The organism is Nocardia sp. NPDC005825, assembly GCF_040630175.1.
Classification (GTDB): Bacteria; Actinomycetota; Actinomycetes; order Mycobacteriales; family Mycobacteriaceae; genus Nocardia.
Window position 1 is genome coordinate 14,374 of the sequence record NZ_JBEXXC010000022.1, and the last position, 22,407, is coordinate 36,780.

25 protein-coding genes are annotated in these 22,407 nt (G+C 68.9%); 11 read left to right on the forward strand and 14 right to left on the reverse strand.

Annotation, left to right across the window (positions count from 1 at the left end):
- Positions 1-33: 33 nt before the first annotated feature.
- A complete protein-coding gene (locus ABZ382_RS34105) occupies positions 34-558 on the reverse strand; it encodes a hypothetical protein (protein ID WP_357097670.1) in 525 nt (174 codons plus the stop codon).
- Positions 559-876: 318 nt separating this feature from the next.
- Here ABZ382_RS34105 and ABZ382_RS34110 point away from each other — a divergent pair, with 318 nt between their 5' ends.
- On the forward strand, positions 877-1,197 hold the full coding sequence (locus ABZ382_RS34110) for a hypothetical protein (RefSeq protein WP_357097672.1): 321 nt from the start codon (positions 877-879) through the stop codon (positions 1,195-1,197).
- 4 nt (positions 1,198-1,201) lie between these two features.
- On the opposite strand, the gene ABZ382_RS34115 is transcribed toward ABZ382_RS34110, so the two are convergent.
- Both ABZ382_RS34115 and ABZ382_RS34120 read right to left on the reverse strand, forming a co-directional pair.
- Positions 1,202-1,492, reverse strand: a complete 291-nt coding sequence (locus ABZ382_RS34115) for a GNAT family N-acetyltransferase (protein WP_357097674.1) — start codon at positions 1,490-1,492, stop codon at positions 1,202-1,204.
- Positions 1,493-1,538: 46 nt separating this feature from the next.
- Positions 1,539-2,858 (reverse strand): FAD-linked oxidase C-terminal domain-containing protein, encoded by a 1,320-nt coding sequence (locus ABZ382_RS34120; protein WP_357097799.1) that lies wholly within the window; start codon positions 2,856-2,858, stop codon positions 1,539-1,541.
- 125 nt (positions 2,859-2,983) lie between these two features.
- Between ABZ382_RS34120 and ABZ382_RS34125 the strand changes: the two genes are divergently transcribed.
- Positions 2,984-3,304 (forward strand): co-chaperone GroES, encoded by a 321-nt coding sequence (locus tag ABZ382_RS34125; protein ID WP_357097676.1) that lies wholly within the window; start codon positions 2,984-2,986, stop codon positions 3,302-3,304.
- On the opposite strand, the gene ABZ382_RS34130 is transcribed toward ABZ382_RS34125, so the two are convergent.
- Positions 3,305-4,093, reverse strand: a complete 789-nt coding sequence (locus ABZ382_RS34130) for an SDR family oxidoreductase (protein WP_357097678.1) — start codon at positions 4,091-4,093, stop codon at positions 3,305-3,307.
- A gap of 72 nt (positions 4,094-4,165) precedes the next feature.
- On the reverse strand, positions 4,166-4,741 hold the full coding sequence (locus ABZ382_RS34135; protein ID WP_357097680.1) for a TetR/AcrR family transcriptional regulator: 576 nt from the start codon (positions 4,739-4,741) through the stop codon (positions 4,166-4,168).
- Between the two features lie 62 nt (positions 4,742-4,803).
- Here ABZ382_RS34135 and ABZ382_RS34140 point away from each other — a divergent pair, with 62 nt between their 5' ends.
- Positions 4,804-5,508, forward strand: a complete 705-nt coding sequence (locus tag ABZ382_RS34140; RefSeq protein ID WP_357097682.1) for a polysaccharide deacetylase family protein — start codon at positions 4,804-4,806, stop codon at positions 5,506-5,508.
- A gap of 318 nt (positions 5,509-5,826) precedes the next feature.
- On the opposite strand, the gene ABZ382_RS34145 is transcribed toward ABZ382_RS34140, so the two are convergent.
- The 4 genes from ABZ382_RS34145 to ABZ382_RS34160 all read right to left on the reverse strand — a co-directional run bounded on the left by ABZ382_RS34145 (position 5,827) and on the right by ABZ382_RS34160 (position 9,701).
- Entirely contained in the window at positions 5,827-6,615 is a 789-nt protein-coding gene (locus ABZ382_RS34145) for a CPBP family intramembrane glutamic endopeptidase (protein ID WP_357097684.1), read from the reverse strand.
- A gap of 231 nt (positions 6,616-6,846) precedes the next feature.
- On the reverse strand, positions 6,847-8,262 hold the full coding sequence (locus ABZ382_RS34150; protein WP_357097686.1) for an NAD(P)(+) transhydrogenase (Re/Si-specific) subunit beta: 1,416 nt from the start codon (positions 8,260-8,262) through the stop codon (positions 6,847-6,849).
- A 3-nt stretch (positions 8,263-8,265) separates the two neighbouring features.
- Positions 8,266-8,583, reverse strand: coding sequence for an NAD(P) transhydrogenase subunit alpha (locus ABZ382_RS34155; RefSeq protein ID WP_357097688.1), 318 nt, complete (start codon positions 8,581-8,583; stop codon positions 8,266-8,268).
- A complete protein-coding gene (locus ABZ382_RS34160; protein WP_357097690.1) occupies positions 8,583-9,701 on the reverse strand; it encodes a Re/Si-specific NAD(P)(+) transhydrogenase subunit alpha in 1,119 nt (372 codons plus the stop codon). The genes ABZ382_RS34155 and ABZ382_RS34160 overlap by 1 nt, the downstream gene beginning before the upstream one ends.
- Before the next feature lie 325 nt (positions 9,702-10,026).
- On the opposite strand from ABZ382_RS34160, the gene ABZ382_RS34165 reads away from it, so the two are divergent.
- From ABZ382_RS34165 to ABZ382_RS34175, 3 genes are read left to right on the forward strand one after another with little or no spacing between them, the layout of a single operon-like run.
- Positions 10,027-10,476 carry an HIT family protein gene (locus ABZ382_RS34165; protein ID WP_357097692.1) on the forward strand — a complete coding sequence of 150 codons (450 nt, stop codon included), beginning with the start codon at positions 10,027-10,029 and terminating at the stop codon, positions 10,474-10,476.
- The gene (locus ABZ382_RS34170; RefSeq protein ID WP_357097694.1) at positions 10,473-11,291 is read left to right on the forward strand and encodes a maleylpyruvate isomerase family mycothiol-dependent enzyme; all 819 of its coding nucleotides are present in this window, start codon (positions 10,473-10,475) and stop codon (positions 11,289-11,291) included. The genes ABZ382_RS34165 and ABZ382_RS34170 overlap by 4 nt, the downstream gene beginning before the upstream one ends.
- Before the next feature lie 3 nt (positions 11,292-11,294).
- Positions 11,295-11,933 (forward strand): Type 1 glutamine amidotransferase-like domain-containing protein, encoded by a 639-nt coding sequence (locus ABZ382_RS34175; protein ID WP_357097696.1) that lies wholly within the window; start codon positions 11,295-11,297, stop codon positions 11,931-11,933.
- Positions 11,934-12,002: 69 nt separating this feature from the next.
- On the opposite strand, the gene ABZ382_RS34180 is transcribed toward ABZ382_RS34175, so the two are convergent.
- Positions 12,003-13,442, reverse strand: coding sequence for an MFS transporter (locus ABZ382_RS34180; RefSeq protein WP_357097698.1), 1,440 nt, complete (start codon positions 13,440-13,442; stop codon positions 12,003-12,005).
- A gap of 59 nt (positions 13,443-13,501) precedes the next feature.
- Here ABZ382_RS34180 and ABZ382_RS34185 point away from each other — a divergent pair, with 59 nt between their 5' ends.
- The gene (locus tag ABZ382_RS34185) at positions 13,502-14,032 is read left to right on the forward strand and encodes a MarR family transcriptional regulator (protein ID WP_357097700.1); all 531 of its coding nucleotides are present in this window, start codon (positions 13,502-13,504) and stop codon (positions 14,030-14,032) included.
- Between the two features lie 3 nt (positions 14,033-14,035).
- On the opposite strand, the gene ABZ382_RS34190 is transcribed toward ABZ382_RS34185, so the two are convergent.
- Positions 14,036-15,283, reverse strand: coding sequence for an MFS transporter (locus ABZ382_RS34190; RefSeq protein WP_357097701.1), 1,248 nt, complete (start codon positions 15,281-15,283; stop codon positions 14,036-14,038).
- 159 nt (positions 15,284-15,442) lie between these two features.
- Between ABZ382_RS34190 and ABZ382_RS34195 the strand changes: the two genes are divergently transcribed.
- Positions 15,443-16,399 carry an AraC family transcriptional regulator gene (locus tag ABZ382_RS34195; protein WP_357097703.1) on the forward strand — a complete coding sequence of 319 codons (957 nt, stop codon included), beginning with the start codon at positions 15,443-15,445 and terminating at the stop codon, positions 16,397-16,399.
- Between the two features lie 34 nt (positions 16,400-16,433).
- A complete protein-coding gene (locus ABZ382_RS34200) occupies positions 16,434-16,877 on the forward strand; it encodes a thioesterase family protein (RefSeq protein ID WP_357097705.1) in 444 nt (147 codons plus the stop codon).
- Here the strand turns inward: ABZ382_RS34200 and ABZ382_RS34205 are convergent.
- The 3 genes from ABZ382_RS34205 to pdhA all read right to left on the reverse strand — a co-directional run bounded on the left by ABZ382_RS34205 (position 16,874) and on the right by pdhA (position 20,366).
- Positions 16,874-18,244 carry a dihydrolipoamide acetyltransferase family protein gene (locus ABZ382_RS34205; protein ID WP_357097802.1) on the reverse strand — a complete coding sequence of 457 codons (1,371 nt, stop codon included), beginning with the start codon at positions 18,242-18,244 and terminating at the stop codon, positions 16,874-16,876. The genes ABZ382_RS34200 and ABZ382_RS34205 overlap by 4 nt on opposite strands.
- A gap of 62 nt (positions 18,245-18,306) precedes the next feature.
- Entirely contained in the window at positions 18,307-19,290 is a 984-nt protein-coding gene (locus tag ABZ382_RS34210) for an alpha-ketoacid dehydrogenase subunit beta (protein WP_357097707.1), read from the reverse strand.
- On the reverse strand, positions 19,287-20,366 hold the full coding sequence (gene pdhA, locus ABZ382_RS34215) for a pyruvate dehydrogenase (acetyl-transferring) E1 component subunit alpha (protein ID WP_357097709.1): 1,080 nt from the start codon (positions 20,364-20,366) through the stop codon (positions 19,287-19,289). Before pdhA ends, ABZ382_RS34210 begins: the two co-directional genes overlap by 4 nt.
- Positions 20,367-20,545: 179 nt before the next feature.
- Between pdhA and ABZ382_RS34220 the strand changes: the two genes are divergently transcribed.
- Together ABZ382_RS34220 and ABZ382_RS34225 are read left to right on the forward strand one after the other, a co-directional pair.
- The gene (locus ABZ382_RS34220; protein ID WP_357097711.1) at positions 20,546-21,046 is read left to right on the forward strand and encodes an Lrp/AsnC family transcriptional regulator; all 501 of its coding nucleotides are present in this window, start codon (positions 20,546-20,548) and stop codon (positions 21,044-21,046) included.
- A gap of 63 nt (positions 21,047-21,109) precedes the next feature.
- Positions 21,110-22,318: a benzoate/H(+) symporter BenE family transporter gene (locus tag ABZ382_RS34225; RefSeq protein ID WP_357097713.1), complete on the forward strand. Its 1,209-nt coding sequence runs from the start codon at positions 21,110-21,112 to the stop codon at positions 22,316-22,318.
- The last annotated feature ends 89 nt before the right edge of the window (positions 22,319-22,407 follow it).

Here is a 22,407-nt window from a genome sequence, read left to right on the forward strand (position 1 = left end):
CGGTCCAGGGTTGGGCTGGACCGAAGTTCGCGTCTACTGGGCCGAGAGGCTGCTCAGCAGATTGCTGATGATGCTGCCCAGCGGCGTCAGCGTCGAGCTGCCGGTGCTGGTCTGCGGCAGGCAGGTGGTGCCCTGCGGCGCGGTCTGCACGACGGTGACCGAGACCGGTCCGAGCGCGGTGGCCGCGACGTGCGCCTCGGTGATGAACAGGCTCCAGGTGCCGGTGGCGGTCCCCGAGGCCGGGATGGACTGCGACGGCGTCCACTGGAAGGTCAGGTCCTGCCCGGAGACCGAGGCCTGCGCGGCCGACCACCAGGTGACATTGGTGCTGGTGTTGGTGGCCTGCAGCACGAAGTTGTTGTCCCCGTACTGGCTCGCCATGGCGGCGGCGTCGGCCGCGGGCAGCGTGACGGTGTAGGTGGTGTCGGCGCAGTAGGCCGTCGAGGTGGTGATGGCGATCTGGGCCGAGGCGGCGGGGGCCATCGCGATGGTGACGGCGGCGACGGCCGCGGCCCCGGCGATTCCGGCGCCCGATCGAGCGAGAACCGACTTCTTCATAAGGATTGTGTCTCCCGAGTTGTCGAAAACCCCTGTGTCGAGGGGGCTCCGGGACACTAACCCGCCTGGTGAAATGTAAATACTTCACACAGCATGGAATCTGCTGTGAATCGCTGTGGACGAATCAGCGGTTGCCCGGATGACGCGCGGGATCGCGGCACGTCGAAAACTCTTCAATAGCTGGAGAATTGCTCCGGGAAACGGTTCGCCCTCGATGTGCGGCAGGGGGGTTCGCCAGGGCTTTTCTTTCTCGCTTCCTCAGGTGAAGCCCGGGTTCGGGGGCTGTTCGGGCCGGGATGCTGGGGGCACTATGGAGCCATGTCCGGAGTCGAAATCAACGACACCTTCGTGCGGCGGACACTGGCCGACGGGCGGGTGGAAGAGGTCGCGTGGACGGAACTGGCGGAAGTGCGCATCATCACCGCGGCGGACGGGCCGTTCGCCGGGGACGTGTTCTTCGTGCTCATCGGGGCGACCGGTAAAGGGTGCGTGGTGCCTTACTCGGCCGCCGACACCGTGTTCCTGACGAAGTTGCAGTCGTTGCCGGGATTCGACGACGCGAAGGTGGGGGAGGCGATGGTGGGCAGCGCCGACCGGCATTTCCGGGTCTGGCAGCGCCGACACCACCGCGCCAATTAGCGAATCAGGCCACCAGATCGGCGTATTCGGGGTGCTCGCCGATGTACTTCTCCACATACCAGCAGGTGGGGACGATCGAGAAGCCCTCGGCGCGGGCGTCCCGCAACGCGTACTCCACCACCTGCGCGGCCACGCCGCGGCCCCGGAACTCGGGAAAGGTCATGGTGTGCTGGATATCGCGGACCTTGACGTCGCCGTCGACCTTCTCCGCGTAGTCGGCGTAGCCCGCGAGCGTGCCGTCGAGGTAGATCTCGTAGCGGGTCGCGTCGGCATTGTGTTCCAGCTTGGTGCTCATGACCTGTGTGAACTCCCTTGTGATGCGGATTGTTCCGGCGGGGCCGTCACAGCACCGCACCCGGATTGAGTATCCCGTCCGGATCCAGCGCATCCTTGATCCGGCGAGTGAGGCCCATCACATCGGGGCCGAGCTGGTCGGGCAGCCAGGGCTTCTTCAGGCGGCCGACGCCGTGTTCGCCGGTGATGGTGCCGCCCAGGGCGATGGCCAGATCCATGATCTCGCCGAATGCCAGATGGGCCCGTTCGGATTCTTCCGGGTCCGTGGGGTCGTGCACGATCAACGGGTGGGTGTTGCCGTCGCCCGCGTGCGCGATGACGGAGATCAGGACCCGCCGGTTTGCCGCGATCTCCGCGATCCCGTTGACCAGATCCCCCAGCCGGGGCAGCGGCACCCCGACATCCTCGAGCAGCAGCGGCCCCTTGCGCTCCACGGCGGGGATGGCGAATCGCCGTGCCGCGCAGAAGGCTTCGCCCTCCTCCTGATCGTCGGTGCGGAAAGCCTCTGTGGCCCCGGCCTTCTCGCACGCCGCCAGCATGAGGTCGGCCTCGTGCCCGGCATGCTCGCCCGGGGCGTCGGAGCGCGCCACCAGCAGTCCCGCCGCCTGCCGGTCGAGCCCCATCCGCAGCTCGTCCTCGACGGCGTTGATGGCCACCGAATCCATGAATTCCAGCATGGAGGGCCGCAATTGGCCGGTGATGGCCAGGATGGCGTCGGTGGCGGCGGTGAGCGTCGGGAAGCTCGCCACCACCGTGGACTGCGGCGGTTGCGCGGGCAGCAGCCGCAGGGTCAGTTCGGTGATGATGCCGAGCGTCCCCTCACTGCCCACGAACAGCTTGGTCAGCGACAGGCCCGCGGAGTCCTTGAGCCGCGGCCCGCCCAGCCGTACCACGGTCCCGTCGGCGAGCACGACTTCCATACCGAGCACGTAATCGGTTGTGACGCCGTACTTCACGCAGCACAGCCCGCCCGCGTTGGTGGCCGCGTTGCCGCCGATGGAGCAGATCTCGAAGGAGGAGGGATCCGGCGGATACCAGAGCCCCTTGTCGGCGACAGCTCGCTTCACCTCGGCGTTGAGCAGTCCCGGCTGCACCACCGCCGTCCGCGTCACGGTGTCGACGCTGATCTCACGCATCTTCTCGGTGCTCAGCAGCAGCGCCCCGTTCTGGGCGGTGGCCCCGCCGGAGAGCCCGGTGCCGGCCCCGCGCGGCACGATCGGCAACCGATGTTCGGCCGCCCACCGCACGGTGGCCGCGACCTGCGCGGTGGTGAGCGGCCGCACCAGCGCGAGCGCGGTCCCGGCATCCGGATCCAGTGCCCGGTCCTGCCGATAACCGCCCAGCACATCCGGATCGGTCACCACCATGCCCGCGGGAAGGAGAGCCCGGAGCCCGTCGATATCGGAGATTCGGCCCGTCACGGTTCCGAACCTACGCGGTCGGGTGGGCACCGGGGCGGAACCGGACATTCTCGCGCGGTTAAACTGCCGCGGTGTCCGATGCCAAGCTCGAAATCCAAATGCTGCACGACCGCGTCATGGTCAAACTCAGCCCCGAGGCGGGCGAGCGGCGCAGCAGCGGCGGCATCCTCATCCCCGCCACCGCCCAGGTCGCCAAGCGCCTGTCCTGGGGCGAAGTGTGCGGCGTCGGCTCCCACGTGCGCGCGGTGGGCGTGGGCGACCAGGTGCTGTTCAGCGCCGATGACCAGTTCGAGGTGGAGATCCAGGCGCAGGCGTATTACGTCCTGCGCGAACGTGATCTGCACGCCGTCGCCAACACCCACCCCGAACACGGCACCGGCCTCTACCTCTGATCAGACCGTTTTGAGAATGCCGCCGTCGATGATGTAGTCGGCGCCATTGATGATGGCGGCCTGCTCGGAGGCCAGGAAGGTCACCAGCGCGGCGACTTCCCCGGCTTCGGCGATCCGCCCCGCGGCGATATTGAACTGGGCGGGCATGGACGCCAGGAAGTCTTCCTGCGCAATGCCGTTGGCGGCGGAGAGGCGGGCTCCGAGGCTGTCGGGCCCGCGCCAGATGGCGGTGCCGACCGGTCCCGGCGAGACGGTGTTGACGCGGACGCCCTGCGGGCCGAACTCCTCGCTGAGTCGCTTGCCGAACGCGGTGAGCGCGGCTTTGGCCTCGCTGTAGCCGGCCGGTCCGACCGCGGGCAGGCGGGAGTTGATCGAGGAGACGGTGACGATCGCGCCGCGCCGTTCGATGATGCTGGGCAGCGCCGCGCGGGTGATGGCGACGACGCCGAACAGGTTGAGGTCGAACAGCGTGCGCCACTGGTCTTCCGGAATGTCGAGGAAGCCGCCCAGGGTCAGCTGGTCGGCGTCACCGCCGCCGACATTGTTGACCAGGATGTCGATGCCGCCGAGCTCGGCCAGGGCCGTCTCGACGGCGGCCAGCGCGCCCGCGGTGGTGCTCAGGTCCGCGGAAACCGTGGCCGCCGCGACCTTTTCGAGTTCCGGTGTGATGGTGCGGGCGACGCCGGCGACCCGTACGCCTTCCTCGGCCAGTGCTTCGGCGACAGCGAGGCCGATGCCGCGGCTGGCGCCGGTGACGAGTGCGGTCTTGCCGTTCAGTCCGAGATCCATGATCCGTACCTTTCTTGAACTGTAGGTCAAAAACTAGGGTAAAAGGAAGGGCCGCAGGATGCGACCGTGGATTCAGAGGGTGGACAGGGTGGTGTCGATGATTCGGTACAAGGTCTCGGCGTCCGAGATCTTGGCCGAGATGCGGAGCCCGCCAACGGCATTCATCAGATACTCGCTGTAGGCCCGCGCGTCGAGGTCGGCCCGGACGTCGCCGTCGCGCTGCCCCTGCTCGATACGTTCGGTGAACAGTTCGACCATGTGCCCGTGCGCGGCGGTCACCGCCTTGGTCGCCTCCGGATCGTGTCCGCCGAGTTCCAAGGCGGTATTGGCCACCAGGCACCCGCGCCGCACTTCGCGCGCCAGATCGCTGTCCACGATCAGCCGCATCCAGTCGCGCAGCCGTTCCCGGGTGGTACCCGGCCCGCTCAGCACGTCCCGCGCCAGCTCGGCCCCCATTCGGTCGTATCGGGCCAAGCAGAGGTCGAACAACTCCCGCTTGCTCCCGAAGCTGTTGTAGAGACTGCCTTTCGCGACCCCGGTGGCGTCCGCGAGCTGCGCCGGCGAGGTATTGGCGTACCCATGGGTCCAGAACGCTTCCATCGCGCGATCCACCACCGTGTCCGCGTCGAAGTTGCGTGGCCTGCCCATGCACTCGACCCTAGGCGTTTTAGACCTCAGGGTCAATAACTGTTTCGGGTACCCTCGCGCCGATGAAACGCAGGCTCCTCGTCACGGGCGCGCTCGCCCTGGTGGTCCTGGCCCTGATCTCGGCCGGACTCTACGTCCTCATGAACTCCCGCACCTACCAGGTGGCCGGGCGCCTGATCTCCCGAGTCGACACCACCGACAAGGTCGTATCCCTCACCCTCGACGACGGCCCCACCGACCGCACCCCGGCGATCCTTCGGGCATTGTCCGACGCAGGCATCCCCGCCACCTTCTATCTCATCGGCAGTGAACTGGCCGCTCACCCGGACGAGGGCCGCGCCATCGCCGATTCCGGCCACGAGATCGGCAACCACACCTACCACCACGAACGCATGATCTTCGTAACCCCCGGTTTCGTCCGCGACGAGGTCGAGCGCACCGACACCGAGATCTCGAAAACCGGCTACCGCGGCCCGATCACCTTCCGCCCGCCCAACGGCAAGAAACTGATCGCCCTCCCGTGGTACCTCTCCAAACACAACCGAACCACCGTCACCTGGGACGTAGAACCCGACTCCGGCAAGACCCCCACCACCGACGAGATCGTCACCGAAACCCTCGCCAACGTCCGCCCCGGCTCGATCATCCTGCTGCACACCATGTACCCCACCGGCGACCCATCCCTAGCCGCCATCCCCCGCATCGCGAAGGCCTTACAAGACCAGGGCTACCGCTTCGTCACGGTCTCCCAGCTGATCGGCAACTGACCCGAACCCGTTCGAACCAGCTCACCGCACCTTGCGCCGAATAACCTTGTTCTCGAACACAATCCCCCCGATCAGAATCGCGAACAGAACGGTGAACCCAAGCCACATCGTCGTAGCCTCACCAACCACCCCCGTGACCCCAATCGCCACGAACGCAACCACCAACCGCCACACCCGAACCACAAACACAACCCGCCCCCACTCCCGATGATCCTGTCATCCAGACCCTAACCATCCTCTGGCACAACGCAACTGCGCGCGTCCGACGCCACGCAGCTCGGACCCGGAACGTCCGCTCCTGCCGAATGCGGAGTGTCGTCAGTCGGTCGTGGCTGGTTCGATTGTGCGCCGTTTGAGCAGCAGGATGATCGCGAGCACCGGGTAGACCAAGATTGGTAGCAGGGCTCCGGAGTAGGTGGTCTGGTCGGCCAGGATCGCTGTCCCGGTGATTATGGAGAAGTCGAACAACCCGTGAATGACGGAATTCGCGATGTTGCCGTGGGTTACGCGGCGGATCAGGTAGAAGAAGTAGCCTGCGAGGCTGACCGCGACCGCTTGGAACAGTGCCGAAGCGCCGTGGGTGAGGGCGTTGGTCAGGTGTACCGCGCCGAAGATGATGCTCGACCACAGGGCGACACGGCCTTCGGTGAGTCCGTGTTCGCGCAGGACCACGACGCCGATGCCGCGGAACATGCCTTCCTCGCCCCAGCCGACGAACTGGGTTGCGATCAGCAGGACTACGACATACAGCCAACTCTTCTGGGAGAGCGCGCTGTAGCTGATGCCGCCGGCGATCGCGACGAGGAACACGATCGGCACGACCCGCACCCAGGATCGGGTGGGGCGGTCATCGTGCAGGACGGGCCGCAACCAACCGAGGTAGCCGATGACGGCGTAGGTGAACGCCAGCGCCACGCCGAGTGGGATGACCATGCCGTAGAAGACGCCCCGGGTGGACAGGAGGTCGTTCTCACCGCTGAGGTGCTTCATGAGCATCCCGCCGCCCTGAATGATCACGAGGTAGGCGAGGACGACGACAGCAAACATCGAGTAAGACAGGCGGCGACCGGTGCGGGTGACCGCCGCCTGGCTCAGGGGTGTGCTCATGGCCGTAAACATAGATGATTCACATCCAGCAACCTGCGCGGAAAGTCGTAACTCACAATTCGCTACTCATGCTGTCTGCCGTGCACGCGGGTCCGCCTGACGCATCACGTTGCCAAGATCGCCGATGTGATCTGCGTGGACTCCGGCGTTGGGCGAACCATCCCCACCGACACGTGAAACGGCAATGGCCCGTGTCCCTTTCGGGGCACGGGCCATTGACCTGGCGCGCGGTTACAGTGCCTTCAGTTCCTCGGTGACCGCACCGACGGACTTCTTGGCGTCGCCGAACAGCATGGAGGTGGTGTCGGCGTAGAACAGCGGGTTGTCGATGCCGGCGAAGCCGGAGTTCATCGAGCGCTTGAGCACGATGACCGACTTGGCCTGGTCGACGTTCAACACGGGCATGCCGTAGATGGGGGACGAGGCGTCCTCGCGGGCGGCCGGGTTGGTGACGTCGTTGGCGCCGATGACCAGGGCGACATCGGTGCGGGCGAATTCGCCGTTGATGTCGTCCATTTCCTTCATGGCGTCGTAGGAGACCTCGGCCTCGGCCAGCAGCACGTTCATGTGGCCGGGCATACGACCGGCGACCGGGTGGATGGCGTACTTGACCTCGACGCCCTTGGCCTCGAGCAGGGCCGCCATCTCCTTGACCGCGTGCTGGGCCTGGGCGACGGCCATGCCGTAACCCGGGACCACGATGACCTGGTTGGCGTAGGCCATCTGGATCGCGGCGTCGGCGGCGGAGGTGGCCTTGGCCTGCTTCTGCTCGCCGGAGCCGGAGGCGCCGGGAGCGCTCGCGCCGCCGCCGAATCCGCCCGCGACGATGGCGGGGATGGACCGGTTCATGGCCTTGGCCATCAGGTTGGTCAGGATGGTGCCGGACGCGCCGACGATCATGCCCGCCACGATCATGGCGGTGTTGTTCAGCGCCAGACCCGCGGCCGCGGCCGACAGACCGGTCAGGGCGTTGAGCAGCGAGATGACGACCGGCATGTCCGCGCCGCCGATGGGCAGCACGACCATCAGGCCGAGGATGCCGGCGAGCACCAGCACCGCGATCATCCAGTACTGCGGCACACCGTCATTGGTGGCGCCGATGCCGATGACCACGGCCGCGGCGATCGCGCCGGCGAGCAGCAGCAGGTTCAGCGGCTGCTGCAGGCGGCCGACGCTGATCGGGCGGCCCGACAGCAGCTCCTGCAGCTTGGCGAAGGCGATGATCGAGCCCCAGAAGGAGACCGAGCCGATGATGGCCGCGAACAGCGAGCCGATCACGATGTGCACCGACGGCTGCTCGTGTACCTGGGAGAAGCCCTTGGTGTTGAGGAACTCGGCCCACGCGATCAGCGCGACCGTGCCACCGCCGACGCCGTTGAACGCGGCGACCAGCTGCGGCATAGCGGTCATCTTGGTGAACCGCGCGGGCGGAACGCCCAGACCGATACCGACGACCAGACCGGCCACGATCAGGATCCAGTTGTTGGTGTCGCGGATGGAGATGAGCGTCGCGATGACCGCGATCGCCATGCCGACCGCCGCGATCAGGTTGCCGCGCACCGCGGTCTTCGGGCCGGTGAGACCCATCAGACCGTAGATGAACATCGCGAACGCGACGATGTACAGAATATTGACCAGGTTGTCCATGGGTTACTCGCCCGCCTTCTCTTGCGCAGCAGGCTTCTTCGCCTTGAACATGCCCAGCATGCGGTCGGTCACGACGAAACCGCCGATGACGTTCAGGGTTCCGAACACGACGGCGACGAACAGGATGATCTGCATCAGGACCGAGGGGTGCTCGATCTTGCCGAAGACCACCAGCGCGCCGAGCACGACGATGCCGTGAATGGCGTTGGTACCCGACATCAGCGGGGTGTGCAGGGTGTTGGGCACCTTGGAGATCACGGCGAAACCGACGAACCCGGACAGCACCAGGATCGCGATGTTCGCCAACAATTCGGTGTACATCAGGCTTCCACCTCACGGGTCACACAGGAATCCGCCAGCACCTGATCCTCGAAATCGGGTGCCAGGGCACCGTCCTTCAGCATGAGCTCGAGCAGGGCGGCGATGTTCTTGGAGTACAGCTCGCTGGCGTGCTCCGGCATGGTGGCCGGCAGGTTCAGCGGCGAGGCGATGGTGACGCCGTGGCGCACAACGGTTTTGCCGGGTTCGGTCAACTCGCAGTTACCACCGGTCTCGCCGGCCAGGTCGATGATCACGCTGCCGGGCTTCATGCCCTCGACGGCGGCGGCGGTGACCAGGCGCGGGGCCGGGCGGCCGGGGACGAGCGCGGTGGTGATGACCACGTCGAAGCCCTTGATGGCGTCCTCGAGGGCCTGCTGCTGCTGAGCCTTCTCGTCGTCGGTGAGCTCGCGGGCGTACCCGCCCTCACCGGCGGCGTCGATGCCGAGGTCGAGCCACTGCGCGCCGACCGAGCGCACCTGGTCGGCGACCTCGGGGCGAACGTCGTAACCGGTGGTGCGGCCGCCGAGGCGCTTGGCGGTGGCCAGGGCCTGCAGACCGGCGACACCGACACCGAGGACCAGCACGGTGGCCGGCTTCACGGTGCCCGCGGCGGTGGTCAGCATGGGGAAGAATCGGGTGGATTCCGACGCGGCGAGCAGCACGGCCTTGTAGCCGGCGACATTCGCCTGGGAGGACAGCGCGTCCATGACCTGGGCGCGGGAGATACGCGGAATCGCTTCCACGGCAAAGGCCTGCACGCCCGCCGCCTTCAGCGCACCGATCTTGGTGTCGGCGTTGCGGGGCGCGAGGAACCCGATGAGGGTCTGGCCCGGCGCGAGCTTGCCGATCTCGCCGTCATTGGGCGGCGCGACCTTCACGACGACGTCGGCGCTGTACGGATCGCCCAGCGTCGCACCGGCTTCGGTGTACGCCTCGTCCGGAATCAACGCGCCCAGACCGGCACCGGCCTCGACGATCACCTCGACACCCTGCTTCAGCAGGGCCGGAATGATCTTCGGCACCAATGCGACGCGTCGTTCGTCCGGGTTCGTCTCGCGAACCACTCCGACGCGCGCACCGCGGGGCGCAGCGGTCTGTGCGCTCTGCGTTGTGTCCACTTGTCAAACTTCCTTCTCGTGGTGAGTCCAGGCCACCTGTCGGTTCCAAGCCGTGTCACCGGTTGAACGGTGGTCCGAACTTACTGTGCAGTAAGTTCGTGAGAATTCTCGCAACTGTACCTGGTTCGCGGTGAGCGTAGCCGAGATGCCCATCACATGGTGTGGCGAGAAAACCGGACAACTCCGTGCTCGGCCGGGGTTCTCCCGGCGTCGAACGCGATCGGATCCCTGATGCTACTGGTCAGTAGCTCTTGGTTCCGTTGTGCCCGTGTCGGGGTCGAGTAGGGGGTGTCGCGCATCACCTGTACGCCGTAATGTCTGCATGGTGAGTGGCTGCATCTTCTGCCGGATCGTCGCGGGCGACGCACCCGCGACCAAGATCTTCGAGGACGACCATCTGGTCGCCTTTCTCGACGTCCGGCCGATCACCCGGGGGCACACCCTGGTGATCCCCAAGCGGCACGCGACCGATCTCGACGAGCTCGACCCGCAGATGGGCGCCCGCCTGTTCGGCTTCGGCCATCGTCTGGCCAAGTCCATGCGCCGGGCCGGCCTCACGGCCGACGGCGCGAACTTGCTCATCAATGACGGCAAGGCCGCCTTCCAGACCGTTCACCACGTGCACCTGCATGTGATTCCCCGCCATCACGGCGACACCCTGCGCTTCGCGAAGGGCTTCGTGCTGCGTCGCCCGCACGACACCGAGCGCACCGCCGCGGCACTGCGAGCCGGATTGGACCGGCTCGCCGACGAGGAAAGGGAGACCACCGCATGACCGACACGGTGCCGGACCGCGCCGAGATCACCGCCCTTTTATCCGACCAGTGGGACGCCCTCACCCGGCTGGTGGACGGGCTGGACGAAAACCTGTGGCGCACGTCATCGCCGTTGCCGGGCTGGACGGTCTTCGATGTGATCGCCCACGTGGTCGGCACCGAATCGCTGCTGCTGGGCGAGCCGACCCCCGACACCGAGGTGTCCGGCGAGCACATCCGCAACGACATCGGCGCGCTCAACGAGAAGTGGATCGAATCCCTGCGCCCGCTCGCCGGGACGCAACTGCTGGAGCGTTTCCTCGACGTCACCGGCCGCCGCCTGAAGGCCCTCGAGCAGACCACCCCGGAGGCGTGGGCCGAACTCGTGCCGACCCCGGTGGGCATGGCCCCCTACGGCCGGTTCATGCGGATCCGCCTGTTCGACTGCTGGATGCACGAGCACGACATCGCCGACGCCCTCGGCGTCACGGTCGACGAGGGCGGCGCGCGGGGCGCGCAGGCCTACGCCGAACTGCTGACCGCGCTCGGCCGGGCCGCGGTCAAGGGCGCGGGCGCGGGCGACGGTTCGCGCATCACCTTCGAGCTGACCGGTCCGGTGCCGCAGACCCTGCACGTGGCCGTCGACGGCGGCCGGGCGAACCTGGTCGAGGCGCTCGACGGTCCGGCCACCACGGTCGTCACCCTGGACTCGCGCCTGTTCGCCCGGCTGCGCGGCGGCCGCACCACCGCCGACGCGCACGCGGGGGAGATCACTCTCGCCGGTGACACGGACCTCGGCAACCGCCTGGTCCGCAGCCTCGCCTTCACCATCTGACCCGTGCGACTGTTCCTGTCCAGCTACCGTTTCGGCGCGCACCAGCGGCGGTTGCTCGAACTGACGGGTGCGCCCGGCCCGGTGGCCGTCATCGCCAATGCCTGTGACGCCTGGCCCTCGGCCTGGCGGAGCGCGGTCACCAGCGATCTGGTTCCGCTGCGCCGCTTGGGTTTCCAGCCCGAGGTCCTGGACCTGCGCGACTATCTCGGCCGCCCGGACGCGGTGGAGCAACGGCTGCGCGAGTTCCCGGCGGTGTGGGTGCGCGGCGGCAACACCTTCGTGCTGCGCGCCCAGTTCGCCCGCAGCGGAGCCGATCTCGCCCTGCGGAAGCTGCTCGCCGAGGACGCCCTGGTGTACGCGGGTTACAGCGCGGGAGCCTGCGTGATGACCCCCGACTTCCACGGCATCGAGGCCATCGACGACCCCGACGAGGTCCGCACCGCCTGTGGTGTCGAGCCGCGCTGGGACGGTCTCGGCCTGGTCGACCGCCGCATCGTCCCGCACCTGGATTCCCCGACCGATCCGCAGGGCCTGTCCCGGAAGCTGGTGCGCGACTACGTCTCCGACGGCATCCCGCACTGGGCGCTCACCGACGATCACGTGGTCGTCGTCGACGGCGAGAGCACGACGCTGCTGACCTGAACCGGGTACAGAGCAGGAAAGCCTGCGCAACGAGGGTTGCGCAGGCTTTCCGGATTCCGGGGAGAGTTGTCAGTTTCCCTTGTGGCGCAGGCCGTGTCCGAGGGCGACGGCCGCCGCGCCGAAGGCGCCGATGGCCAGCGTCGCGAAGCTCGCGACGTACGCGCCCTCGGTCGGCACGGCGTGCGCGCCCAGCTTCAGCACGTGGGCGGTCAGGATCGAGCCGGTGATCGCGCCCGCGATCGAGCCGCCCGCGGTCCGCACCAGTGAGTTGATGCCCGACGCGATGCCGCTCTCGCTCATCGGCACGTGCTGCACGGCGAGGGTGCCCAGCGCCGCGTAGCCGATGCCGAAACCGATGCCCTGCAACGCGTTCGCGATGACCATGTCGTAGCCGTGGCCATGCGAGAAGGCCAGCCAGCCCATCGACAGGCCGGCGAAGGTCGCGCCGATGGCGAGGGTGTAGGCGGGTCCGATCTTGGCGGAGATGCGGCCGGTGTTGAAGGAGAAGAAGGTCATCAGCGCCGCGCTCGGGATGCCGTAGAGGCCGACCGAGAGCACGGTCCCGGACAGGCCGTAGCCGACCTGGTCCGCGGGCGTCTGAATGAAGTTGGAGACCAGCGAGAACGCGCCGAACATGGAGAAGCCGAGCAGCGCGGAGGCCACGTTCGCCGACAGCGACTGCGGGCCGACGAGCAGCTGCAGGCGCACCAGCGGCTGTTCGACCTTCAGCTCCACGAACACCCAGACGGCGGTGAGCACCGCGGCGGCCGCGAACATGCCGATGACCGAGGTGGAGCCCCAGCCCCAGCGCGGGCCCTCGCTGATGCCGAGCAGCAGGCAGATCAGCAGCCCGGCCAGCAGCGCCGCGCCGATGAAGTCGGGCTTGCCGCCGTGGCGCACGCCATTGTTCTTGGCGCTCACCTGGATCAGCACGGTGGCGACCACGCCGAGCGCCGCGGTCAGCCAGAAGACGGGGTGCGGGTTGGTGGTGTGGTCGGCGATGACACCGGTGGCCAGCAGACCGATGGTGCCGCCGACGCCCATGGTGCCGGACACGACTCCGATTGCGCGGACCAGTCTTTCGCGCGGGAAGGTGTCGCGGATGATGCCGATGGCGAGCGGGATCATGGCCGACGAGATGCCTTGCAGTGCCCGGCCGATGATGTAGACGGGCAGCGTGGTGGCGAAGGCGCACACGATCGAGCCGACGATGAGCACGCCCATGGTGACCATGACCATCGGCTTCTTGCCGTACATGTCGCCGAAGCGGGAGAGCAGCGGCGTGGCGACCGCGCCGGAGAGCAGCGCGGCGGTGAACAGCCAGGTGACCCCGGCGACGTCGGTGTGCAACTGCACGATGAAGCGCGGCAGCAGCGGGATCACGACGGTCTGCTGCAAGGACACGACCAGACCGGCCGCGGACAACGCGAGCAGGGTGAGGCCGAGGTGGGCCTTCGAAGGTTCGACGGGTTTCGACACGTCGACCTGACCGACAGCGGTCGTAGTCATGGAATGGTCCTTTGGTTTACTTACCAAAATTAAGTAAATGGGTTTCGTAAGATAACCACATGCCGCGACCGGAAGCCATTCCCGCCATCGAAGTTGACGCAGGTCACATCGTCGAACTGGAACGCGCGCTGGCCCGGGTCGCCTATCTGCTGACCCGGGTCCGCCGCCACGACAAGGCCATGGTGCAGTGCGGCCTGACCATGGACCGGGCCAGCGTCCCGCTGCTGCGCCTGCTCGCCGACGCCCCCGAACCCATGCGGCTGGGTGAGCTCGCCGCCCGCCTGGACGTGGAGGCCCCGCACGTGAGCCGCCAGATCCAGCGCCTGGAGAAGGCCGGGTACGTGGAACGCGTCCAGGACCCGGACGACCGTCGCGCCCAGCGGGTCGGTCCGACCGCATCGGGCCGCCGGGCCGTGGAGGCCGTGCGCGAGGTGATGCGCGGCTGGATGGCCGAGGCCCTCGCCGACTGGACGCCCGAGGACCTCGAGGCCGTCGCCGTCCTCAATCACCGCATGGTGGACGCCTTCCTCGACCACGCCGAGGCGATCGGCGACCTGGGCGCCACCGCCCGCGACCGCCCGTCGGCCTGAGCCTCAGTCGGTCGCCGGCGCCGGAACCGGCGCGGCGACCGCGCGAGCGCCCCACGCGCACAACGCCATCGCGACCAGCGGCACCGTCATGGCCGCGGTCAGCGGCACCAGCTTGTCGAGCCAGCCGATGACGGCCGGACCGGCCAGCAGGCCCACATAGCCGAGCCCGAAGACCCGCGACATATCGGTCGCGGCCGTCGCCGAGCCCAGATTGCCCGCGGCCGTGAACACCTGCGGGACGCCGCCCGACAGGCCGATCCCGCACAAGGCCCACCCCGCCACGGTCAGCGGCAGCCACCCGGACAGCACGACGACCCCGAAACCGATGGCCGCCACGGCCGTTCCCCAGCGCAGCACGCCCACCCGGCCGAGGTGGCCGCTCACCCGGTCCGCGCCGAACCGGCCGATGGTCATGGTCAGGGAGAACGCGGTGAAGGCCAGCGCGGCGGCGCCGGCGTCGACACCGAGCCGATCGCGGACCTGCAGGGCGCTCCAGTCCGCGGCGACGCCCTCGGCCATCAGCAGCGCGAACGCGATCAGGCCCAAAGCCACCACCTTCCATCCGATCCGCCCCGAGGGCTTGCCCCCGGACGCCGGTGCCGGGGCTTCGTCGGCCGGAAGATGCTGGGCCGCCGCCGGATCGACATAGGTGCCCGGCACGTCGCCCGCCGCCGGGGCGGTGTGCGGGAGCAGGGCGGGGATCGCCACGGCCGTGACGGCGAGGCCGATCGCCGTGGTGAGGGTGAAGGTGGCGGGCAGGGACCAGTGCGCGTGCTGAGCGGCCGCCCCGAAGGCCGAGCCGAGGAATCCGCCGCAGGAGAAGAAGGCGTGGAACGCGGACATGATGGGCCGGGCGTAGGCCCGCTCGATATGGACCGCCTGCGCGTTCATGGACACGTCCAGTGCGCCGTTGGCGAAACCGAAGGCGCACAGGAACAGTCCGAGGGCGACGGGGGAGGCGGCGTGCGCCGGGCCGAGCAGGGTCAGGGCCAGCAGCGTGACGGCCGCCGCGGTGAGCGTGCGGCTGCCCACCCGGTCCGCCAGCGGCCCCGCGGTCTGCATGCCCACGATGGCGCAGGCCGCCATGAGCAGGATCAGCATGCCCAGCACGGTCGGTGAGACGCCGGCGCGCGCGGTGACGGCGGGGATGTGCACGATCCACACGGCCGAGAGCATGCCGTTGAGCCCGAACACCGCGAACAGTGCCAGGCGCGCCTTGCGGAGGCGGGGAGTGGGCGTCGCGGCGGCCATCGGTACGACGCTACCGGGTGCGCCAGGCTCACCGGGTCGTCCCGGACGCTCGGATCGTCCGGATCCCGGGCTCGGAACCGGCCGTGTTTCGGGCACACCGGGATTCGGCCGACACGAACATGGTTGAGAAGCGCGCGGGCATTTGCCATCGTCTTTGTCATGGATGCGTTGGCCAGTCTGCTCGAAGGTCCACGGGCGCGAGCGGCATTCGTGATGCGCTCGTCGTTCGACCCACCCTGGTCGCTCCGGATCCGGGACGAGGCCCCGCTGACCGTGGTGGCGGTGGTGCGGGGCGGCGGCTGGGTGATGCCGGAACCCAAGGGCGGCAAGCCCGCTCCGCCGCGGCAGCTGCGCGCGGGCGATATCGCCATCTTCCGCGGGCCCGACCACTACTCGATGGCCGACGACCCCGACACGCCGCCGCAGGTGCTCATCGAACCCGGCAATGTCACCACCACGATGGACGGCGAAGTCCTGTGCGAGGCCTTGAGTCTGGGCGTGCGCAGCTGGGGCACCAACGCCGACGCCCAGACCGTGCTGGTGACCGGCACCTACGAGCACGAGTCCGCGGCCAGTCGCCGGCTGCTGCGCGCACTGCCCCCGGTGGCGGTGCTGAGCCGCGGCGAAATCGATTCCCGGGTGCTGGATCTGCTGGTCGACGAGGCCGCCAAGGATCTGCCCGCGCAGGGGGTCATGCTGGACCGACTATTGGACCTGCTGCTGATCGCCGCGCTGCGCGCCTGGTTCTCCCGCTCCGACGCCCCCGCCTGGTATCACGCCTACGGTGACCCGCTGGTCGGCAAGGCCCTGCGCCTGATGCAGCACAATCCCGCGAATCCGTGGACGGTCGCCTCGCTGGCCGCCGAGGTCGGGGTCTCCCGCGCCGCGCTGGCCCGCCGCTTCACCGAACTGGTCGGCGAGCCGCCCATGGCCTTCCTCACCGACTGGCGACTGGCCCTGGCCGCCGACCTGCTCCAGGAATCCGACGCCACCCTCGAGGCCATCGCCCGCCGCGTCGGCTACGGCAGCGCCTTCGCCCTGTCCACCGCCTTCAAGCGCCACTACGGCATCAGCCCTCGCGACCACCGCGCCACTCCCGACGCGCGCTCCGCCTGACCACCGGACCGGTCCGCCGGGTTAGGGTCGCGGTGTGACGCAGGATCATGGATACCCCGTGTTGTGGCCGGTTCCCACGCGCTGGGCCGACAACGACCACTACGGGCACGTGAACAACGTGACGTACTACTCGTACTTCGACACGGCCGTGAACGCCTGGCTGATCAGCGCGACCGGCACCGATATCCGGGACCTGCACGCGATCGGCGTGGTGGCCCAGACCTCCTGCAAGTTCCTGGGGTCGATCAGCTTCCCGGACATGCTGCGGGTCGGCATCCGGGTGGCGCGGCTCGGCAATTCCAGCATCAACTACGAGCTGGCCATCTTCCGCGACGGCGGCGACCACCTGGAGCTGGCCGCCACCGGCACCTTCACACACGTCTACGTGGACGAGCAGACCCGCAAGCCGGTGCCGATCCCGGCGGTCATCCGGGCGGCCGCCGAGCCGCTGGTGGTCCCGGAGTCCGCCGCGGGCTAGACCCGGCTCAGCAGGGTCAGCGGATCCTCCAGCAGGGCGGCCACGCTCGCCAGGAACCGCGACCCCTGCTCGCCGTCGATCATCCGGTGGTCGAAGCTCAGGCCCAGACTGGTCACCCAGCGCACGGCCAGTTCGTCGCGATGCACCCACGGCCGCTTGCGGATCGAGCCCAGGCACAGGATCGCCGCCTCGCCCGGATTCACCAGCGGCACACCGGTGTCCACGCCGAACACGCCCACATTGGTGATGGTGAAGGTGCCGCCGGTCAGGTCGGTGGGAGTGGCGGTGCCGCTGCGCGCCTTGGCCGCGACACCGGCGATCTCCAGGCACAGGTCGCGCAGCGTGAACCCTTGCGCGTCCTTGAGATTGGGCACCAGCAGCCCGCGTTCGGTGGCGACCGCGAAGCCCAGGTTCACGTAGTGCTTGGTGACGATCTCCTGATTCGCCTCGTCCCAGCGGGCATTGATCTCCGGGAACTCGGTGAGCGCCGCCAGCGCGGCCCGGGCCACCAGGGCCAGCGGGGTGAGGGTGAGCCCGGTGAAGCTGGGCGTGGTGCGCAGATGCTCGAGCAGCTCCATGGACGCGGTGAAATCCGTGGTCACGAAGGTGCTGGCCTGGGGAATGTGCTGGGCGCTGGCCACCATGGCGGCGGCGGTGCGCTTGCGGATGCCGCTGATCGGCGTGCGGGTCTCGCGCTCGGCGGGGACGGCGCGGGAGCCGCCGAGCGCCGGGTGCATGGGCGTCACCTCGGGCGCGGCCTGGGTGGCGGGCAGCGCGGTGAGGGTGGCGGGCGGCGGGGTGTGGATCGGAATATGGCCCGTGCTCATCGATTCCGGCCGCATGCCGTGCAGATCCTCGAGGGTGACCGCGCCCTGCGGTCCGGTGCCGATCACGGTGCTCAGGTCGATCCCGATCTCGCGGGCCAGCTTCCGGGCGGCGGGCGTGGCGGCGGGCCGTCCGGCGGGTGCGGAACTGCCGAGCCCCTCCGCACCGTCGTAGCCCATGCCGCGCGCGGTCGCCGCGCGGGCCGCGCGGCGGGAGACCGGCTCGGTGTCGGGGCCGTAACCGACCAGCACGGATTGCCGTTCGGCCGGAGCCTCCGGGGCTTCCGCCGCGGCGTCCGCAGATTCCGTGGCGGCCACGCCGATGCGGATCAGCGGCGCTCCGACCGGCACGGTGTCGCCGGGCTGGGCCAGCAGCTCCAGCACCGTGCCCGCGTACGGGCTGGGCAGCGCCACCTGGGCCTTGGCCGTCTCGACCTCCGCGATGACCTGGTTGAGCGCGACGCTGTCGCCGGGCGCGACCGCCCACGACACCAATTCCGCGTCGGCCAGGCCCTCGCCGAGATCGGGCAAACGGAATTCCATGACCTGCTGCTGACTATCCACCGGGCTTCCTCCGTGCGGTAACCATTCGTGCGGCGAGCGGGTTAAGCGGCGAGCGTGCGGTCGACCGCGGCGAGAATGCGATCGGGGTCGGGCAGGTGGTGCCGCTCGAGCTTAGCCGGGGGATAGGGGATGTCGAAGCCACCGACGCGCAATACGGGCGATTCCAGATGGTAGAAACAGCGTTCCGTGATCCGGGCCGCGATTTCGGCTCCCAGCCCGGCGAATACGGGCGCCTCGTGCACCACGATCAGCCGCCCGGTTTTCCGCACCGAGGCCTCGATGGTGTCGAAATCGATGGGCGAGAGGCTGCGCAGATCGATCACCTCGATCGAATGTCCTTCCGACGCCGCGATATCGGCGGCGGTGAGCGCGGTGGCGACGGTGCCGCCGTAGGCCACGATGGTGGCGTCCTCCCCGGCCGCGCAGATCCGCGCCTGGTCCAGCGCGATTCCGCCGTCGTGGTCGAGCCGTTCGACATCCACCTCGGCCTTGTCCCAGTACCGGCGTTTCGGCTCGAAGAAGATCACCGGATCGTCGAGGGCGATGGCCTGCCGGATCATCAGATAGGCGTCCGCGGGATTACTCGGCGACACCACCCGCAGCCCCGCCGTGTGCGCGAAATACGCCTCCGGCGATTCCGAGTGGTGCTCCACCGACCCGATGCCGCCGCCGAACGGAATGCGAATGGTGATGGGCGCGACCACTTTTCCGCGGGTCCGGGCGTGAATTTTCGCGACCTGCGAGACGATCTGGTCGAACGCCGGATACACGAATCCATCGAACTGGATTTCACAGACCGGCCGCAAACCCCGCAAAGCCATTCCGAAAGCGGTTCCGATGATTCCGGATTCGGCCAGCGGAGTATCGATGACGCGGTTGTTGCCGAAATCCTTCTGCAGCGTGTCGGTGACCCGGAAGACGCCGCCGAGACGGCCGATGTCCTCACCCATGAGCACGACCTTGGGATCGTCCTCCAGGCTGCGGCGCAGCCCGTGGTTGATCGCTCCGGCGAACGTGGTCTTCATCGTCCGACTCCCTCCAGGTAGGCCGCGTACTCGCGGCGTTCTTCCTCGATCAGCCGATGCGGGGTGGCGTACACGTGGTCGAAGAGCTGGTCGGGGTCCGGGTCGGGCATGGTGAGGGTGGCGGTCCGCAGCCGGGCGGCGACGTCGTCGGCGCGTTCGGCCACCGTCGCCGCGAAGGCGCTGTCCCACAGGTTCTCTCGTTCCAGCAGCCGTCGCATCCGGTCGATGGGGTCGCGGCGCTGCCAGAGTTCGAGTTCGGCGGCGGTGCGGTAGCGGGTGGGGTCGTCGGCGGTGGTGTGCGGGCCCATCCGGTAGGTGATGGCCTCGACGAAGCTGGGTCCGCCGCCCGCCCGCGCGTGCCGCAGCGCCTGCCGGGTCACGGCCAGCACGGCGAGCGCGTCGTTGCCGTCGACCTGGACGCCGGGGATGCCGTAGCCGAGGGCGCGATTCGCGATCGGGGTGGCGCTCTGCACCCGGACCGGTTCGCTGATCGCCCAGTGGTTGTTCTGGCAGAAGAACACCACCGGGGCCGACCAGGTGGCGGCGAAGCCGAGCGCCTCGGCGATATCGCCCTGACTGGTCGCGCCGTCGCCGAAGTAGGCGATGGTGGCGATCTCCGCGCCCTCGAGGTGCGCGGCGTAGGCGTAGCCGGTGGCGTGCAGGCCCTGCGAGCCGACGACGATGGCGGGATTGGTCATCCTGACCGCGTCGGCGTCCCAGCAGGAGTGCGCGGCGCCGCGCCAGAGCCGGGTGAGGTCCTCGGGTGCGACGCCGCGGCAGTAGGCGACGCCGGCCTCGCGGTAGCTGCAGAACACGTAGTCGTCGGCTTCGAGGGCGTGGGCCGAGCCGATCTGGGCCGCCTCCTGGCCGAGCAGCGGGGGCCACAGTCCGAGCTGGCCCTGCCGTTGCAGGGCGGTGGCCTCGGTGTCGATGCGCCGGGCCACGACCATGTCCGTGTAGAGGGCGCGCAGGCGCGGGCCGTCGATATCGGCGATCAGCGGGGCGTGCCCGCGATCGTGGACGCGCTGTCCGTCGGGCTGGATGAGCTGGACCGGATAGGTGTTCTTGTCGGGCATGGGTATCGCCTCCTGACACCGGGTGACATCGCTTCGACCGCGGGATTGTGTCCGTGTGGCAAACCAATGTGTGTCCTGTACCACAAGCATCCTCCGCATGGCGATCTGCGCAAGTCTGACGCGCAGAACTGAGCAGAATGCACGGTCGATTCGCCTTTGTCGGTGTCATACTGATCCTCATGAGCAGCAGGGAGCCCAATCCGGCGCCGCTGGACGCCACCGATGCCCGGTTGTTGCTGGAATTGGTCGCGAACCCGCGCGCGACCGGTGTCGAACTGGCCGCCCGCCTGGGGCTTTCCCGCAATACCGTGCAGGCCAGACTGGCGCGCTGGGAGGCGAGCGGGGTGCTGGCCGGGTTCGAGCGCCGGGTGGACCCGCGGGCGCTCGGCTACTCCCTGGCCGCCTTCGTCGCGGTGGTGGTGGACCAGCATCGGCTCGACGCGGTGGCGGCCGAACTCGCCGAGATCCCGGAGGTCACCGAGGTCTGCGGCATGACCGGGCCGACCGATCTGACGGTCCGGGTGGTGGCGGCCGACGCGGAGGATCTGTACCGCGTGGCGGGCAGCATCCTGAAGATCCCGGGCGTGGAGCGCACCAATATGGCGCTGGTCATGCAGTCGCTGGTCGGGCCGCGCATCACGCCGCTGCTGGAACGGCTGGCGGCCGGCGGGCGCGCGTAATTCAGTCCAGTTTCGGCTGATTGGCCGCAGACCTGCGGGTGACTGGACCGCGACGATAGCCCCATGAGCACCAGCGTCACTCCCGCCGCCGAGGTCGAGAGCCCACCGGCGGCCGGGCCCGGGCAGCCGATCGGAGCCGGAATCGTCACCGCGCTGGTCGGTTTCACCAGTTCGTTCGCGGTGGTGCTGGCGGGTCTCACCGCCATGGGAGCCACGTCGGCGCAGGCGGCGTCGGGCCTGCTGGCGGTGTGCGTGACCCAGGCGGTCGGCATGCTGGTGCTGAGCCGCCGGTATCGGATGCCGATCACGCTGGCCTGGTCCACACCCGGCGCGGCCCTGCTGGCGAGCACCGGGGCGGTGGCGGGCGGCTGGGCCGCGGCGGTCGGCGCGTTCGCGGTGGCCGGCGGACTCATCGTGCTGACCGGATTCTGGGACCGCCTGGGTGCGCTCATCGCCGCCATTCCGGTCGAGATCGCGCAGGCCATGCTGGCCGGGGTGCTGCTGCCGCTGTGCCTCGCGCCGGTGAAGGCGCTGCCGGTGAGCCCGGCCGTGGTGGTGCCGGTCATCGTGACCTGGCTTGTGCTGCAACGCTTCGCGTCGCGCTGGTCGGTGCTGGCGGCCTTCGCGGTCGCGGCGGTCGGGTCGGGCATCGACATCGCCGTGCGGCACCGGAGCCTGGAGTTGTCCGCCATGCTGCCCCGGGTGGAATGGACCGTGCCGCACTGGAGTTGGCAGGCCCTGATCGGCGTCGCGGTGCCGCTGTACGTGGTGACCATGGCGGCGCAGAACATTCCGGGCACGGCGGTCATGCGCACCTTCGACTATCGGGTGCCGTGGCGCGCGGCCATGACCGTCACCGGTCTGGGCACCGTGCTGGGCGCACCCGCGGGCGGGCACGCCATCAACCTGGCCGCCATCAGCGCCGCGCTCTCGGCGGCCCCGTCCGCGCACCCGGATCCGAAGCGCCGCTGGGTCGCGGCCTACACCGCGGGCTGCACCTATCTGCTGCTCGCGCTGGCCTCGGGCGCGCTGGTCGCGCTGGTCGCCGCCGCTCCGAAGGGCGTGCTGGAAACCGTTGCGGGACTTGCCCTCATCGCCACCCTCGCGAGCGCGCTGACCGCCGCGCTCACGCCCGCCGCGCATCGGTCCGCGGCCGCCCTCACCTTCCTGGTGGCCGCCTCCGGCATCTCCCTGCTGGGTGTCGGCGCCGCCTTCTGGGCATTGGTCGCGGGCCTGGTTGTCCGCTGGTTCCTGCCCCCGGCCCAGGCCTGATGCCCGAATCGCGCTGTTGCGCGGACGGTGTGGAGAAATCCGTCGCGCCGGGGCGCGCGGCTGCGGAGGACGGCCGGGGCTGGCTAGGG